At 69.9% G+C, this 16,840-nt stretch carries 8 protein-coding genes; 5 read left to right on the plus strand and 3 right to left on the minus strand.

Annotated elements, in window-relative coordinates:
• Nucleotides 1-1,057, minus strand: a 1,057-nt coding sequence (locus ACH4ZA_RS36800; protein WP_398433463.1) for a glycoside hydrolase family 43 protein, incomplete at its 3' end; no start/stop codon positions are given.
• A gap of 558 nt (nt 1,058-1,615) precedes the next feature.
• Here ACH4ZA_RS36800 and ACH4ZA_RS36805 point away from each other — a divergent pair.
• The 5 genes from ACH4ZA_RS36805 (at nt 1,616) to ACH4ZA_RS36825 (ending at nt 12,315) form a co-directional block, all read left to right on the plus strand.
• On the plus strand, nt 1,616-3,667 hold the full coding sequence (locus tag ACH4ZA_RS36805; RefSeq protein ID WP_398433464.1) for a family 43 glycosylhydrolase: 2,052 nt from the start codon (nt 1,616-1,618) through the stop codon (nt 3,665-3,667).
• 301 nt (nt 3,668-3,968) lie between these two features.
• Nucleotides 3,969-6,422, plus strand: a complete 2,454-nt coding sequence (locus tag ACH4ZA_RS36810; RefSeq protein ID WP_398433506.1) for a SpoIIE family protein phosphatase — start codon at nt 3,969-3,971, stop codon at nt 6,420-6,422.
• 311 nt (nt 6,423-6,733) lie between these two features.
• Entirely contained in the window at nt 6,734-8,083 is a 1,350-nt protein-coding gene (locus tag ACH4ZA_RS36815) for a glycoside hydrolase family 43 protein (protein WP_398433465.1), read from the plus strand.
• A 342-nt stretch (nt 8,084-8,425) separates the two neighbouring features.
• On the plus strand, nt 8,426-10,726 hold the full coding sequence (locus ACH4ZA_RS36820) for a beta-L-arabinofuranosidase domain-containing protein (RefSeq protein WP_398433466.1): 2,301 nt from the start codon (nt 8,426-8,428) through the stop codon (nt 10,724-10,726).
• Nucleotides 10,727-10,890: 164 nt separating this feature from the next.
• On the plus strand, nt 10,891-12,315 hold the full coding sequence (locus ACH4ZA_RS36825; protein WP_398433467.1) for a non-reducing end alpha-L-arabinofuranosidase family hydrolase: 1,425 nt from the start codon (nt 10,891-10,893) through the stop codon (nt 12,313-12,315).
• Nucleotides 12,316-12,447: 132 nt separating this feature from the next.
• On the opposite strand, the gene ACH4ZA_RS36830 is transcribed toward ACH4ZA_RS36825, so the two are convergent.
• Nucleotides 12,448-15,354, minus strand: a complete 2,907-nt coding sequence (locus ACH4ZA_RS36830) for an FAD-binding and (Fe-S)-binding domain-containing protein (RefSeq protein ID WP_398433468.1) — start codon at nt 15,352-15,354, stop codon at nt 12,448-12,450.
• Nucleotides 15,351-16,619 (minus strand): aspartate aminotransferase family protein, encoded by a 1,269-nt coding sequence (locus ACH4ZA_RS36835; protein ID WP_398433469.1) that lies wholly within the window; start codon nt 16,617-16,619, stop codon nt 15,351-15,353. The genes ACH4ZA_RS36830 and ACH4ZA_RS36835 overlap by 4 nt, the downstream gene beginning before the upstream one ends.
• Nucleotides 16,620-16,840 lie beyond the last annotated feature (221 nt).

Raw genomic sequence — 16,840 nt, forward strand, 5'->3', positions numbered from 1 at the left:
GGTCCTGGAAGTTGAACGACTGCAGGCGCTGGACCGGGGTGCTGGGCCAGCGGGCGAGGACCCGGCTCTCCTCGGCGGCCGTCAGGTTCAGGATCGCGCCGTGCCGCTTCGCGGTGCCGCCCATGTCGTAGTCGGTGGACGGCTGAAGACGGTAGGTGCTGACGTCGAACGGGTTGGTCGTCAGGATCGGCCTGTACTCGCGTACGCCCTGCGGGTTGTTGTAGTCGATGTAAAGGGCCCACTCGTCGCGGTCCTGGAACTTCATCCAGACCGGGCCTTCGACCACGTTGCCGGTGAGGCCGATGCTGGAGAGGTTGCCGAGGTTGGTCCACGTCCCCAGGATCGAGTTGCTGCCCTCGACGTTGTTCTGGCCGTCGCCGGAGACCCGCAGGTAGCGGTAGGGGCCGGCGCCGGCGGGCACCTGCGTCATCTGGGTGTCGACGACCGGCGTGCTGCCGGGGGGATCGATCCAGATCTGCGGGGTCGTGATGCTGTGGAAGTCCGTGGTACGGGCGGAGTAGATGCGGTACTTGAAGATGCCGTTCACCGTGGCGTTCGTCGCCCAGTACAGGACGTAGTCATTGGTCTCGGGGTTCCAGATCGCCTCCGGCGCCCACGCGTTCTTTCCGCCGGGGATCAGTCCGGCGGCACCGAGCAGCCACGGGTTCGACCAGGTCACCAGGTCGGTCGACTCCCACACCACGAAGTTGGGACTGCCGTTGGTGTAGGTCGATCCGCAACGGATACAGAGGTCGGTCGCGATGATCCAGTACTTGCTCCCGTCGGGAGAGCGCACCAACGCGGGGTCACGCACTCCCTTCGTGCCGATCGTGGAGTTCAGGACCGGCGCTCCGCCGTTGAGGTCGTTCCAGTGCAGGCCGTCCGCGCTGTGCGCGACGTACAGCATCTGGCCGGTCGCGGAGTCGCCGGTGAAGTGCACCATCAGGTAGCCGGGGTCGGCGGCGGCCGCCCGCTGGGGTGCGGTCAGGGCCTGGCCTGCCAAGAGGAGGCATACGGCGAGCAATATCACCGACAGCCGGGCGCGAAGCGCGGACATGTGGATCTCCTGTCGTGGTGCAGACGCCACCGGAGCCAGGGGACGGAGCGGGGTGGCGGGGACGACTCGTATCGGGGTGAGCGGGACAGGACGGGTACCACCCGATCCGGAACAGGGGGACTGGGCGGCGGTGCGTTCCCCGCGTGGTGGTAGGTGACGCGGTCGTGACGGCGGGATCGGGCACGTGAGTTGTGTACTGACCGGGTGCGGCGCCCGGCGGCGCTCCTCCCTGGGCTCGGCCGGCAGGAAGCCTTCGTGTACAACTCACCCTCGCCTCGGGCAAGTTGTGCGACATATCGAACAGTGTTCGTACGGCCGGGCAGACCTTAAGTCCGGGAAACAAGGCGCGTCAATACGTCCCGCATCGGCTATATCGCGAATTTGCCGACCGGAAGGCCTGCCGTTCGCTCGGTCGGACAGTGCGCGACGAGAAACGCCTTCCATCCCCTGTTTCTTAACGGGGTCTACCCTTCATAACGGTAGTTGGACTATGTTCCCGTCCGAAATGCCGCCGATACATGTGATGACTGGCAGGCTTCGTACCGAGGAAACGGGTTCATGGACTTCACCAGACGACAGCTCGGCCGGCTCGCCGCAGTCGGCGCCGGAGCCCTCATATGGCCCGGCCTGCTGCCATCGAGCAGGGCGGCTGCGGCCACACCCCCGGCCGGCACGTGGGGCGACCAGGGCGACGGCAGCTATGTCAACCCCGTCCTCCCGGGCGACTTCAGCGACTGGGACTGCATCCGGGTCGGCAACGACTACTACGGCATCACCAGCACGTTCGGGTACTCCCCCGGCATGGCCGTCCTGCACTCGAAGGATCTGGTCAACTGGCGGACGCTCGGCGGGGTCGTGGACGATGTCACCCGCATCGGACCGCTGCTGAACTGGGACCGGATGAACCGCTTCGGCCGCGGTGTGTGGGCCGGGGCCATCCGGTACCACGCGGGCCGGTACTGGGTGTACTTCAACACCCCCGACGAAGGCTTCTTCATGTCGTCGGCCCCTTCGCCGGCCGGGCCCTGGGAGCCGCTGACGGCGGTGTGGCGGACCTCCGGCTGGGACGACCCGTGCCCGTTCTGGGACGACGACGGCCAGGGCTACCTGGTCACCACGCACTACTCGGACGGCTACAAGATCCACCTGTTCAAGCTGTCCGAGGACGGCAAGTCCCTCGTCGGCCCGTCGACGGTCATCCACCAGTCCCCGGGCAGCGAGGCCAACAAGCTGTACAAGATCAACGGTGTCTACTACCACCTCTTCAGCGAGGTGAGGCCCGAGGGCCGGGTGCTCATGATGAACCGCGGCTCCAGCCTCTACGGCCCGTTCGAGACACGGCAGCTGGAGCATGTGAACACTCCGGTGGACCGCGACCCCAACCAGGGCGGGCTGGTACAGGCTCCGGACGGCGCCTGGTACTTCGTGACCCATCACGGCCACGGCGACTGGGAGGGGCGACCGCTGTCCCTGCTTCCGGTGGCCTGGGTGGACGGCTGGCCGATCCTGGGCTCGGTGGGCGCGGACGGCATAGGCAACATGGTGTGGACGGGACAGGTGCCCGCCGGGGGCACCCCCGGTCTGCCGGTCGACGCGCTGCCCCCGGTGGTGACCGGCGACCTGTTCACCGACACCCGCCTCAGACCGCAGTGGGAGTGGTACTACCAGCCGCGCGCGGACCACTGGTCGCTGACCGAGCGCCCCGGCTTCCTGCGTCTGAAGGCGTTCGCACCGCTGGCGGCCGACAACCTCACCAAGGTGGGCAACACACTCACCCAACGGGTGCTGCGCACCTCGGGCGGCGCGACGGTGACGGTACGCCTCGAACTGGCCGGTCTCGCCGACGGCCAGCACGCGGGACTGTGCCACTACTCGGGGAGCTACGCCGGGTTGGGCGTCCGGCGTTCCGGGACCGCCAACACGCTCGCGCACAACGCCGGCGGCACCCTGACGACGGGACCTGCGATCACGCAGAACGCCGTGTGGCTGCGGACCTCCTGGAACGTCAACGGAGTCAGCCAGTTCTCCTACAGCCTCGACGGGACCACCTTCACCTCGTTCGGCGGCACCTACCAGCTCACCTGGGGCGGGTACCGCGGTGACCGGGTCGGGCTGTACACCTACAACCCGAACGGCACCGGCTACGTCGACGTGGACTCGGTGCAGTACACCGTCGCACCCGCGCGGGTCTACACGTGTGTCAGCGTGCGCAGCGGGAAGGTCGCCGACGTCGCCGGCGCCTCGAACGCGGACGGCGCCACCGTGCTGCAGTGGCACGACACCGGCAAGCCGAACCAGCGGTGGGCCTTCCAGTCCACCGGGGACGGCTATCACACCGTCACCTGCGTCAACAGCGGCAAGGTGCTCGACGTCGCGGGGTCCTCGACGGCGGACGGCGCGGCGGTCGTGCAGATGTCCCCGGACGGCCGGACGAGTCAGCAGTGGGAGCTGCGCCCTCAGACCGGCGGCGAATTCGTCCTGGTCAACCGCAACAGCGGCAAGGTGCTCGACGTCAAGGGAGGCAGCACGGCCGACGGGGCCGCGCTGATCCAGTACCGCGACGTCGGCAGCTCCAACCAGCGATGGACCTTCCGCCGCGTCACCGTCTGACGGATGCGGCGGCCTGCGCTGCGTGCTCGTGGCCCGGCCGCCCGGCGCACCGCCGCCCGACAGCCGTGGGGGCCGGCCGGTGGCCGCCGGATGCCCGGCCGGGCGGGAATCGCGCCGGGCCGCCTGCCCGCCCGGCCAGGGCACGGCCCTTTCGCGCCCGCCGCGGCTCGCCGCGAGAGCCCGGCGCCTCGAACGCGTCAGTCGGAGCGCCGCCGGGCGGGGGCCGATCTAGGCTGGAAGCAGCCGCTGGAATCCAGCCCTGACGGGCACGGCTGTCCGGACGGAGGCTTGGTGCGTGAAGATGGCCGACAAGCAGGATGCCCCCACAGCCGCTGTCGTAGTGGACCTGGACGGCAACGTGAGCGGCTGGAGCCAGGGGGGCCGCCTGCTGCTGGGCTGGACGGCGAAGGACACCGTCGGGCGCCCCCTGACCGACCTGTTTGCGGCTCCCCCGCCACCCGGCCTCCTCGACGACCGGGACCCCGGCCCCGACGCCACGGGGTTCATCCCCTTGCGTCACCAGGACGGCACCACGGTGGACGCCGTGGTGACCGCTCACGCACTGCTGGGTCCCGCCGGGCGGGCGCTGGGCCGCGTGGTGACGATGCAGCTTTGGGGACGCCGTCCGGTGATCGCCGACCGGGCCTTCGAGCAGTCCCCCTTCGCTCTGGGCGTCTACGACCCCGAGCTGCGGTTTTTGTGGATCAACGCCTCCTCGGGCCGGGTGATCGCGCACTCCGAGGAGCAGGTGCTCGGCAAGAAATACCGTGAGGTGCTTCCGGAATTCGACCGGTCGCTGTTTCCCGAGAGGGACGACAAGCCCTACACCGACGCGCTCGCAGAAGTGGCGAGGACGGGCGAAGCCACGCGTCTCATCACCGTTTTCCGTCCCCTGGGCAGTAACTACGCCAATGCCTGGGCCACCAGCATCTGGCCCGTCCGGGATGCCGAGGGCAGGGTCCGCGCGGTCGCCAACTGGGGATTCGACATGAGCGCCGAGTACTGGGCCCGGCAGCGCCTGCTCCTCCTCAACCAGGCCAGCGGTGGCATCGGCCGGACGCTCGACGTCATCGGCACCGCCCAGGAACTGGCCAGGACGCCGGTGCCGGGATTCGTCGACCTCGTCAGCGTGGATCTCTTCGAGGAGGTGCTGCGCGGAGAGGAACCGCCCTCCGCGTCCGCGTTCGCCCCCGCCGAGACGATCACCCTCAGCCGTGCCGCCCGGCACAGCACGAAGGACGACACCGAGCGGGCTCCCGGGCCGACGACGCTCGTCATGCACGCTCCCGGTTCCGTGGCCGCCCGCTGCATGGCCACCGGCCTGTCCACGGTCGAGCTCGCCGTCGAGCCCGGCGAGGGCGGCGAGTGGGCCTTCGGCCCAGGTCTCGCCGCGGACCCGGCCCACTGGCCGCCGGGCAACCCGGTGGTCGACGAGTCCATCGCCGCGGACGGCCTGACCGGCCGGATCACCGTGCCGCTCCGGGCGCGCGGCGCGCTGCTCGGCGTCGTCGCCTTCTCCCGGCTCGACCGGCCCGAGGCCTTCACCGCCGACGACCTGATCCTCGCCGAGGAGCTGACCGCCAAGGCCGCCGTCGCCATCGACAACGCCCGCCGGTACTCGCGCGAGCGCACGACCGCGTTGACCTTGCAACGCAGCCTGCTGCCCCAGGGTTTGCCGATCCAGGAGGCGGTCGAGGTGGCCTCCCGCTACCTGCCCGGCGGGACCGGCACGGAAGTCGGCGGCGACTGGTTCGACGTCATTCCGCTGTCCGGCGCACGGGTCGCCCTGGTCGTCGGCGACGTCGTGGGCCACGGTCTGCACGCCTCGGCGAGCATGGGCCGGCTGCGCACGGCGGTCCGAACCCTCGCCGACGTCGACCTGCCACCGGACGAGCTGCTGACCCATCTGGACGACCTCGTCCTCCACCTCGCCAGCGACCTCCGGCCCGACAGTCACTTCCAGCCCACAGGCGAGTCCGGCGCCACCTGTTTGTATACCGTCTACGACCCCGTTTCCCGGCGCCTCACGCTGGCGAGCGCCGGCCATCCCCTGCCGCTGATCATCTCTCCCGACGGCGCCAGGAGCCCGGTTCCCGCCCACCCGGGGCCGCCGCTGGGCATCGGCGGGCTGCCTTTCGAGGCCGCGGAGTTCGACGTGCCGGAGGGCAGCCTGCTCGCCCTCTACACCGATGGACTGCTGGAGAGCCGCGATCGCGACGTCGACCAGCGAATCACCGAACTGGAGCACGCCCTGAACCACTCGGCCACGTCCCTGGAGGCCCTGTGCGACACGGTGATCGACGCGATGCTTCCCGATCGCCGCACCGACGACGCGGCGCTGCTGCTCGCTCGCACACACGCGCTGGCTCCCCGGCACGTCGCCGACTGGGACATCGAGCCCGACACCGAACAGGTGCCGCGCGCCAGGAAGTTCGCCGTCGACCAGGTGGATGCCTGGGGGCTGGATGAGGCGGCTTTCGTCACCGAACTCGTCGTCAGCGAGTTGGTCACCAACGCCATCAGATACGGCGAGCCGCCGATCCGGCTACGGCTGATCCGCGACACCTCCCTGATCTGCGAGGTCTCCGACGCCAGCAACACCGCTCCACATCTGCGCCGGGCCCGCGCGTTCGACGAGGGCGGCCGGGGCCTGCTGCTCGTCGCCCAGCTCACCCAGGGGTGGGGGACGCGGCACTCCAGCAACGGCAAGACGATCTGGTGCGCGCAGACCCTCCCCGAGGGTAAGCCGCACTGAGAGCCGAGCGAGAGGGCCGGACCGCCCCAACATCTACTTATCCGACATTTCGAACATGGATCGATACGCGGAGAAGATCGCCTGAACCTAAAGCGTGCCATGCGGGCACGTCAACCCCGGGCGATACGACATGCCCGAGATCCGGGGCGGTGCGAACCATGCCGGAACGGAACCCGTCGGAAACATTGACGGAACCCTGACCCAATCCTATCTTCTGGTCGAACTGCCGCACATCGTTCGTTATTTCGAACAATGCGTTCTTCAGCACGGCGATCGGCCCAAGCGGACAGGCCGAAGTCCCGGAGGAAGAGTTGAACAGAACCGTCAGAGCCCTGCTCGCCCTGCTGGGCCCGATCCTTCTCCTTTTGGGCATCCCCGGCCTACAGGGAACCGCCTCCGCCGCCGCCCCACCGGCCGCGCAGACCACGCGGTACACCATGACCGCGTTCACGAACACCAGCGAGTCGAACCTGTACGTCTACAACTCGCCGGACGCCACCGCGTTCACCCTGCAGAAAGGCCCCGCCTACACCCCGCCGTCCGGTCTGATCCGGGACCCCAGCGTCTTCAAGCACACGGACGGCTTCTACTACCTCACGTACACGACCAACTGGACCGGGAACACGATCGGTTTCGCCCGGAGCTCCGACCGGGTGAACTGGACGTTCCTGTACAACTACACGATCCCGATCAGCGGTCTCACCCGCACCTGGGCGCCCGAGTGGTTCATCGACACCGACGGCAGTGTCAACGTCATCGTGACCCTGTCCTCGGCGAGCACCGCCACCCACTTCACCCCCTTCAAGATCACGGCGACGAACTCCGCGCTGACCACCTGGTCCGCGCCCACCCAGCTGGCCGGCATCGGGCCGAACAACATCGACACCTTCATCGTCAAGGTCGGCTCCACGTACCACGCCTTCACCAAGAACGAGACGACGAAGTACATCGAGTACGCCACAGCATCCAGCCTCACCGGCCCCTACACCATTTCGAAGACGGGCGACTGGGCCGGATTCGGCAACTGGGTCGAGGGCCCGGCCCTGGTCCGGCTCGACGACGGCGGCTGGCGCATCTACTACGACGGCTACCGCGCCGGGAAGTACTGGTACAGCGACAGCCACGACAACTTCGCCACCTGGTCCACGCCCACCGAGGTGCCCGCGCTGTCCGGCTTCATCCGCCACGCCACCGTGCTGAAGGAGACCGTCGACGTCACCCTGCCCGTGAACACCACCCAGTCGCTGCGTTCGGTCAACTACCCCGACCGGTACGCCGTGGTGCGCTCCGACAACCTCGGCTACATCGACCCGGTGAGCTCCTCCAGCAGCACCGCCGTCAAGCAGAGCGCCACGTTCACCGTCGTACCCGGCCTCGCCGACGCCAAGTGCTACTCCTTCCGCGACTCCTCCGGCCGCTACATGCGCCACTGGGACTTCCGGATCCGCTTCGACGCGAGCAACGGAACGGACACCTTCAACAAGGACGCCACCTTCTGCGCCCGCACCGGCAGCACCTCCGGTTCCGTCAGCCTGGAGTCCTACAACTACCCCGGCCGCTACCTCCGCCACTACAACTACGGCCTGCGCGTGGACACCTTCCAGGACACCGCCGCCTTCCGTGCCGACAGCTCCTTCACCGCGGTCGGCCCCTGGGCCTGACCTGTCAGATCCACCCCTGCAGCGCCGCCGCGGACCCCACCCGCGGCGGCGCGGTCTCTCGCGCCGCCCGGCGGGCATCCCATGTCCGACGGGTCGTCAAGTCGGTTTCGAGCACGGATCATTCGCGCAAGATCAAGGATTTCGTGTCACAAGACTAGACACAAGCGGTGATCGTGCCCGTTAATCCATCCCATGTATCAGCGGTGCGGATCGACGGGAGCGGGACCTCTGACGCCTCATCGGCAGAAGACCGGTCCGTGACGTGCCGCATCCGGCCGCCTGACCCATGAGCCGACGCACCGACGACCAAGCTGCCGCTCGCTCCTCACTGAAGGGTGCATCATGGCCTTCTCCGTCAGCAGACGGCGCCTCCTGCACATAGCCGGGGCCGCCGTCGCCGCCTCTGCCACCGGATCCGTCATCGGCGCCTCTCCCGCCCAGGCAGCCATCCCTGCCGCAAGGGCCGACATCGGGGTCTCCGCGTACCCCTTCGAACTCGGCCAGGTCCGGCTCACCGCGAGCCGGTGGCTGGACAACCAGAACCGCACGCAGAACTACCTGCGGTTCATCGATGTCGACCGGCTGCTGTACAACTTCCGCGCCAACCACAAGCTGTCCACCAACGGCGCGGCCGCCAACGGCGGGTGGGACGCGCCGAACTTCGGCTTCCGCACCCACATCCAGGGACACTTCCTCACGGCGTGGGCACAGCTGTACGCCGTGACCGGGGACACCACCTGCCGGGACAAGGCCACCTACATGGTCGCGGAGCTGGCCAAGTGCCAGGCCAACAACAGCGCCGCCGGTTTCAACCCCGGGTACCTCTCCGGCTACCCCGAGTCCAACTTCACTGCTCTCGAGCAGGGAACCAGTGGCGAGGTGCTGTACTACACGATCCACAAGACCCTCGCCGGCCTGCTGGACGTATGGCGCCACATCGGCAGCACACAAGCCCGGGACGTGCTGCTCGCCCTGGCCGGATGGGTCGACTTCCGCACCGGCCGGCTGACCAGCCAGCAGATGCAGACCATGCTGCGCATCGAGTTCGGCGGCATGAACACCGTGCTGACCGATCTCTACCAGCAGACCGGTGACGCGCGGTGGCTCACCGTCGCCCAACGTTTCGACCACGCCGCGGTGTTCGACCCGCTGGCGTCCAACCAGGACAAGCTCAACGGCCTGCACGCCAACACCCAGGTACCCAAGTGGATCGGGGCGGCCCGGGAGTACAAGGCCACCGGCACCACCCGCTACCGGGACATCGCCACCAACGCCTGGAACTTCACCGTCAACGCGCACTCCTACGCCATCGGCGGCAACAGCCAGGCGGAGCACTTCCGCGCCCCGAACGCCCTCGCCGGGTACCTGGTCAAGGACACCTGCGAAAGCTGCAACACCGTCAACATGCTCACCCTCACCCGGGAGCTGTTCGCGCTGGACCCGAACCGGACCGCGCTGTTCGACTACTACGAGCGGGCCTGGCTGAACCAGATGATCGGCCAGCAGAACCCGGCCGACAACCACGGTCACGTCACCTACTTCACCCCGCTCAACCCGGGGTGCCGACGCGGTGTGGGCCCGGCGTTGGGCGGCGGCACCTGGAGCACCGACTACGGCACCTTCTGGTGCTGCCAGGGCACGGGCCTGGAGATGCACACCAGGCTGATGGACTCGATCTACTTCCACAGCGACGACACGCTGATCGTGAACATGTTCGTGCCCTCGGTGCTCAACTGGTCGGAGCGCGGGATCACCGTCACCCAGACCACGTCGTACCCCGTCAGCGACACCACGACCCTGCAGGTCACCGGCAGCGTCGGCGGAACCTGGGCGATGCGCATCCGTATTCCGAGCTGGACCAGCGGGGCCACCGTCAGCGTCAACGGCGTCGCTCAGAACATCGCCAGAAATCCCGGCAGTTACGCCACCCTGAGCCGCTCCTGGACCTCCGGCGACACGGTCACCGTTCGCCTGCCCATGCGGGTCGTCATGCGAGCGGCCAACGACAACGCGAACGTCTCCGCAATCACCTACGGGCCGGTGGTCCTGTCAGGCAACTACGGTGACTCCACGCTCGGCTCCCTGCCGACCCTGGACACCTCGTCCATCACACGGACCAGCAGCAGTTCACTCGCCTTCACCGCCACCGCCGGCGGTTCCACCGTCAACCTGGGCCCGTTCTACGACGCGCACGGCCACAACTACACGGTCTACTGGAACGCCGGCGGCACCTTCCGTCTCGCCAACGCGGCCAGCGGTCTCCTGCTGGGCATCCAGAACATGTCCACGACAGACGGCGGCCGAGCTCTCCAGTGGTCGGACAACGGCACCGCCGACCACGACTGGTACATGATCACCGACGGAAGCGCGGTGCGCTTCCGCAACGTCAACAGCGGCAAGGTGCTCGGCGTCCTGAACATGTCCACGGCCGACGGCGCGACCGTCCTGCAGTGGTCGGACAACGGTACCGCCGACCACCGATGGACGCTGCTCGACCAGGGCGACGGGACCTACAAGATCCGTAACGAGAACAGCGGCAAGCTGCTCGCCATCGCGAACAGCTCCACCGCTGTCGGAGCGTTCGCCGTCCAGGACTCCGACGACGGCACCGCCGACAACCGCTGGCGCATCGTGCGGAACTGAGGTCCGCCTCCCAGCGGATCCTGATCGCACATCGCCCTTCACGCTGCTCGACGCTTCGACCCTCGTTCGATATGACGGACAACTGGGTCGAGTGCCACGCATCAACAGTCCGGCCGGCCTCTGACGGGCCGGCCGGAGTCGCCCACTCGAAGAAAGCAGGCCCCATGCACAGACGACGTTTCAACCGCAGGCATCTGTCGGTGGCACTCGCGGCCCTGGTCGCCTCGGCGGCGACGCTCGTCGTCAACCCGGCTCACGCGGCCAGCAGCGGCGCCGTGCGCGGTACGGGCTCCGGGCGGTGTCTCGACGTTCCGGGCGCCAGCCAGACCGACGGCACGAGTCTGCAGATCTGGGACTGCTGGAACGGTACCAACCAGCAGTGGACGGCGACGGACAGCAACCAGCTGACCGTGTACGGCAACAAGTGCCTGGACGCTCCGGGCCACGCCACCACGCCCGGCACCAAGCCGGTGATCTGGAGCTGTACCGGCGGTGCGAACCAGCAGTGGCGGGTGAACTCCGACGGCACGATCGTCGGCGTGGAATCCGGACTGTGCCTGGCCACCACGGGATCCGGCACGGCCAACGGCACGGCGATCGAGATCGCGACGTGCAACGGCGGCAACAACCAGAAATGGACCGGCCTGGCGTCGACCGGCACCACGTGCTCCCTGCCGTCGACGTACCGGTGGACTTCGACGGGCGCCCTGGCGCAGCCCTCGAACGGATGGTCCTCGCTGAAGGACTTCACCACCGTGACGTACAACGGCAAGCACCTGGTGTACGGGACGAACTATTCGACGGCCACCGGGAAGTGGGGCTCGATGGCGTTCGCCCCCTTCACGAACTGGTCGGACATGGCATCGGCCCCCCAGACCGGCATGAACGAGAACGCGGTGGCGCCCTCGCTGTTCTACTTCGCCCCGAAGAAGATCTGGGTGCTGGCCTATCAGTGGGGCGCGTGGCCCTTCATCTACCGCACCTCCAGCGACCCCACCAACGCCAACGGCTGGTCCGCGGCGCAGCCGCTGTTCACCGGGACCCTCCCCCGCACCGAGTCCGGCACCGGGCCGATCGACCAGACCCTGATCGCCGACGACCAGAACATGTACCTGTTCTTCGCCGGTGACAACGGCAAGATCTACAAGGCGACCATGCCGATCGGGAACTTCCCGGGCAACTTCGGCTCCTCGTTCACCACGGTCATGAGCGACACCGCCGACAAGCTGTTCGAGGCGCCCCAGGTCTACAAGGTCAAGGGCCAGAACCAGTACCTCATGATCGTCGAGGCGAAGACGTCCGGCAACGTGCGCTACTTCCGCTCGTTCACCGCCTCCAGCCTGAACGGTTCCTGGACTCCCCAGGCCACCAGCGAGAGCAGCCCCTTCGCGGGCAAGGCCAACAGCGGCGCCACCTGGACCAACGACATCAGCCACGGCGACCTTGTCCGCGACAACCCCGACCAGACCATGACCATCGACCCCTGCAACCTTCAGTTCCTCTACCAGGGCCAGGCTCCCAACCCGCCGCAGGGCACCCCCTACGAGCAGCTGCCCTACCGGCCCGGAGTGCTCACGCTGCAGCGCTGACCGGTGCGCCCGTGATCACCGGCTCGTGACCGTGCCGGCGGAGCCCGCGAGGAAGGCAGGGAGTCCTGCCTTCCCGAGGGCCGAACGGAAGCCGCCCGTTCGCGGGCTCCGCCGGCTACCCGGGCGTGTCGGTCATGCGCTCTCTCCTGGCCTTCCGGGCCGGTCCGCGCCGGGGTCGAGCAGTTCCGCGAGGTGCACGGCGCGGATGCCCCGGTCCCCGGCGAGGTGGTCGATCTGGGTGGCGCAGCTGAAGCCGTCGGCCACGACGACGGCCGCAGAGCCCGGGTCCACGCCGTCCAGGCTCGGCCGCAGGGCGAGGTCGGCGACGGCCATCGAGGTGTCGTAGTGCTGTTCCTCGAAGCCGAAGTTGCCGGCGAGTCCGCAGCAGCCCTCGGCCTCGTCGATCCTCCGCACGCCGAGGCGGCCGAGCAGGTCACGGGGGTGACGGCCCTTGAAGGTGGCGTACTCGTGGCAGTGGGTCTGCAGTACGACGTCCGCCGGCAGCGGCGGGGGCGTCCAGTCGGGGGCGGCGAGGTCGGTCAGAGCCGTGGTGAGGGTGTGGACGCGGGCCGCGACACGCCGGGCGGCGTCGGTGCCGAGGAGTTCGGGCACGTCACGCTTGAGCGCCGCGGCGCAGCTGGGTTCGGCCACGACGACGGGCCGGTCGTCGCCGTTGTCGAGGCGGGCGACGGTGCGGGCCATGACGCGGCGCGCACGGTTCAGCTGTCCGGTGCTCACCCAGGTCAGACCGCAGCACAGGTCGTCCTGCGCGACGCAGGGGATACCGGCGTCGGCCAGCACGCGGCTCGCCGCACCGGCCACCTCGGGGCGGAAGGCACGGGTGAAGCTGTCGACGAAGAGCAGCGCCTTCGCCGGTTCGCCGCTCCCCTCCCCGCGCAGGGCCCGGCGCAATGCTCGCCGGGAGGCGAACGCCGGGATCGCGCGCTTGGTGGTGACGCCGCCGAGGCGGGCGAGCAGCGTCCCGAGGGGCCCGCGCAGCAGCGCGTTGACCGGGCGGGCCGCGTATCCGGCGAGCCTGGACGTCAGGGGAAGCCAGCCCAGGGAGTAGTGGGAGCGGGGTCTGACCCTGCCCTTGTAGTGGTGGTGCAGGAACTCCGCCTTGTACGTGGCCATGTCGACGCCGACCGGACAGTCGCTGGAGCAGGCCTTGCAGGACAGGCACAGGTCGAGGGCGTCAGCCACCTCCGGGGAGCGCCAGCCTTCCCGGACGGTTCCGCCCCGCACCATCTCCTGGAGCAGACGCGCCCGGCCCCGCGTCGAGTCGCTCTCCTCTCCCGTGGCGCGGTAGCTGGGACACATCACGCCGCCGGCGTCGCTGCGGCAGCGCCCGACGCCTACGCAACGGCGGACCGCTCCCGCGAAGCCGTCCTCGTCGTGCGGGAAGGAGAACAGCGTCTCGACGGGCAGCACCCCGGAGGGCGGCGTATGCAGGGCGAGATCGGCGTCGAGGGGGGCCGGGGCCACGATGACGCCGGGGTTGAGCAGCCCGTGGGGGTCGAAGATCTCCTTGAACGCGGCGAACGTCCGGATCAGGCGGTGGCTGTACATGACCTCCAGCAGCTCGCCCCGGGCCCGCCCGTCGCCGTGCTCGCCCGACAGGCTTCCACCGTGCCCGACGACCAGCGCGGCGGCCTCGGCCAGGAACCGGCGGGCGGCGGCCCGCCCGGAGTCGGTGGCGAGGTCGAAGTCGATGCGCACATGGACGCACCCGGCTCCGAAGTGCCCGTACAGCACGCCGGTCAGGTCGTGCGCGGCCAGCAGCTTGCGGAAGTCGCGCAGGTAGGCGGCGAGGTTCTCCGGCGCGACGGCGGCGTCCTCCCAGCCGGGCCAGGACTCCGAGCCGTCGACGAGCCGGGCGGCGAGGCCTGCCCCGTCCTCGCGGACGCGCCACAGGGAGCGCCGTTCGGCCGGGCTGTGGACGACGCGCCCGCCGATCGTCCGGCCCCTGGCCCTGAGCTCGTCCAGCAGTGCGTCGGCGCGGGCGTCGACGGCCGCCTGATCGTCGCCGTCGAGCTCGACGTACAGCCACGCGCGCCCCTCGGGCAGCCCGGTGACGGAGTCCGGCCCGCGCCGGGCGCGCATGGTGGCCACGATCGCCTCGTCCATGCCCTCCACGGCGGCGGGGTTCCAGCGCAGGATCTCGGGCACGTCCTCGGCGGCGTCCACGACGTCGTCGTAGCCGAGGGTGAGGAGGGTGGAGGCCTGCGCGGTCGCCACCAGGCGGACCGTCGCGGCGGTGACGACCGCGCAGGAGCCCTCGGTGCCCACCAGCGCACGCGCCATGTCGAAGCCGCGCTCGGGCAGCAGGTGGTGCAGCTGATAGCCGGAAACCTGGCGGGGCACCCGGCCCAGCTCGGTGCGGATCGGGGCGAGGTCGGCGTCGATCAGTTCTCGCACGGCCGCCCTGAGACCGGTGATCCGCTCGACGGCGTGGGTGTCGTCCGGGTCGGCGGCGCGCAGGCCGGTGCGGTCGGCGACGGCGCGGACGCCGTCGGCCGTCACGATCTCCAGCGCCTCGACGTGCCCACCGGTACGCCCGTGCCGCACCGACCGGTTGCCGCAGGCGTCGTTGCCGATCATGCCGCCGAGGGTGCAGCGGCTGTGCGAGGACGGGTCGGGGCCGAAGGTGAGCCCGTGCAGGGCGGCCGCCGACCGCAGCGCGTCCAGGATCACTCCGGCCTCGACGCGGGCCGTGCGGGCCACCGGGTCGACGTCCAGGATGCGGTTCATGTACCGCGAGAAGTCCAGCACGACGCCCGGCCCGACGGCGTTGCCCGCCATGCTGGTGCCGCCGCCGCGTGCGGTGACCGGGATGCCCGTCGCCCGGCAGGCCCGCAGCACCGCGACGACGTCGTCGGCGCTCCGGGGGAACACCACGGCCCGCGGCGGGACCCGGTAGTTGGAGGCGTCGTAGGCGTAGGGGCCGGTGGATCCCGGGCCGGTCTCCACGCGCAGGCCGGGCGCGGTCTCGGCGAGCATCGCGGCCAGCGGCTCCAGGGCCGTGGTGGTGTCGTTCATCGCCGTGCCGCCCCCGATGTGCCGACCTCGACCGCGGCCGCCCAGGCCCGCAGTCCCTCGTCGACCGCGCTCTCGTCGATGACGAGCGCCGGGATCATGCGGACGACCTGGTTCCAGGCGCCGCACAGCAGCAGGAGCAGGCCCTCGTCGACGGCGGCGCGCTGGACGCGGGCGGCGGTCTCGGGGTCGGGGCCGCCGTCCTCGGTGACGAACTCGGTGGCGAGCATGAGGCCGAGGCCGCGCACGTCGCCGATGCCGGGCGTCCGCTCGGCCACCGCCTCCAGGCCCTGCCTCAGTCGCCCGCCCATCGCCTCGGCGTTCTCGACGAGCTTCTCGTCCCGTACGACGTCGAGGGTGGCGCAGGCTGCGGCGCAGGCCACGGCGTTGGCGCCGTACGTGCCGCCCTGCGAGCCGGGCCACGCCCTGGTCATCAGTTCCTCGGGGGCGGCGATGCCCGACAGCGGGAAACCGCTGGCCAGGCCCTTGGCCGTGACGAGGATGTCGGGCGTGACGCCGAAGTGGTCATGGCCCCAGAAGCGGCCCGTGCGGCCCACGCCGGTCTGCACCTCGTCGGCGATGAGCAGGAAGCCGTGCCGGTCCGCCCGCTCCCGCAGCCCCTCCATGAACGCGCGGTTGGCGGGCACGTAACCGCCCTCGCCGAGCACCGGCTCGACGATGATCGCGGCCGTGTCGGCGGGCGAGGAGATCGTCTGGAGTGTGTAGTCCAGCTCCTTCAGGGCGAAGCGGGTGGCCGTCTCCTCGTCCCAGCCGTACCGGTGGGCGGCCGGGAAGGGGGTGACCACCACCCCGCTCATCAGCGGGGAGAAACCGGAGCGGAATCGCGTGCCGGACGTCGTCATGGACGCGGCGGCGACGGTACGGCCGTGGAAGCCGCCGTGGCACACCAGGACGTTCGGCCGGCCGGTGGCCTGGCGGGCCAGGCGCAGTGCGGCCTCGACGGCCTCGCTGCCGGAGTTGGTGAAGAAGAGGCTGTCCAGACCGGCCGGCAGCACCTCGCCGAGCTTGCCGACGAGGCGGCGCAGCGGCTCGTGCATCACCGTCGTGTACTGACCGTGGATGAGGGCGCCCACCTGCTCCTGGGCCGCCGCGACCACCTTGGGGTGGCAGTGCCCGGTGCTGGTGACGCCGATTCCGGCAGTGAAGTCGAGGTAGCGGCGGCCGTCCTCGCCGTGGAGATGGACGCCCTCGCCACGGGTTGCCACCACGGGCGTGGCCTGGCGAAGGTGCGGCGACAGTGCGGTCATGTTCGTCTCCCGGCCTCGGTGTTCGATTGCGGTGCGCGGTGCGCGGTGCGCGACGTGCGGCGTGCCGTCCGCGGTGTGCGGCCCGGCCGTCGCGGTGGGCGACCGCGGTGTCCGGCCTGGCGTGTGCGGTGTGCGGTGTGCGTCCGCGGTGGGGCCCGCGGTCTGTGGGGTGCGGCCGCACTGCGGCCCGCCGCCTGCGGTCAGCGGTCGCGGTCTGCGGT

It is taken from the genome of Streptomyces sp. NPDC020597, from assembly GCF_044335095.1.
Lineage (GTDB): Bacteria > Actinomycetota > Actinomycetes > Streptomycetales > Streptomycetaceae > Streptomyces.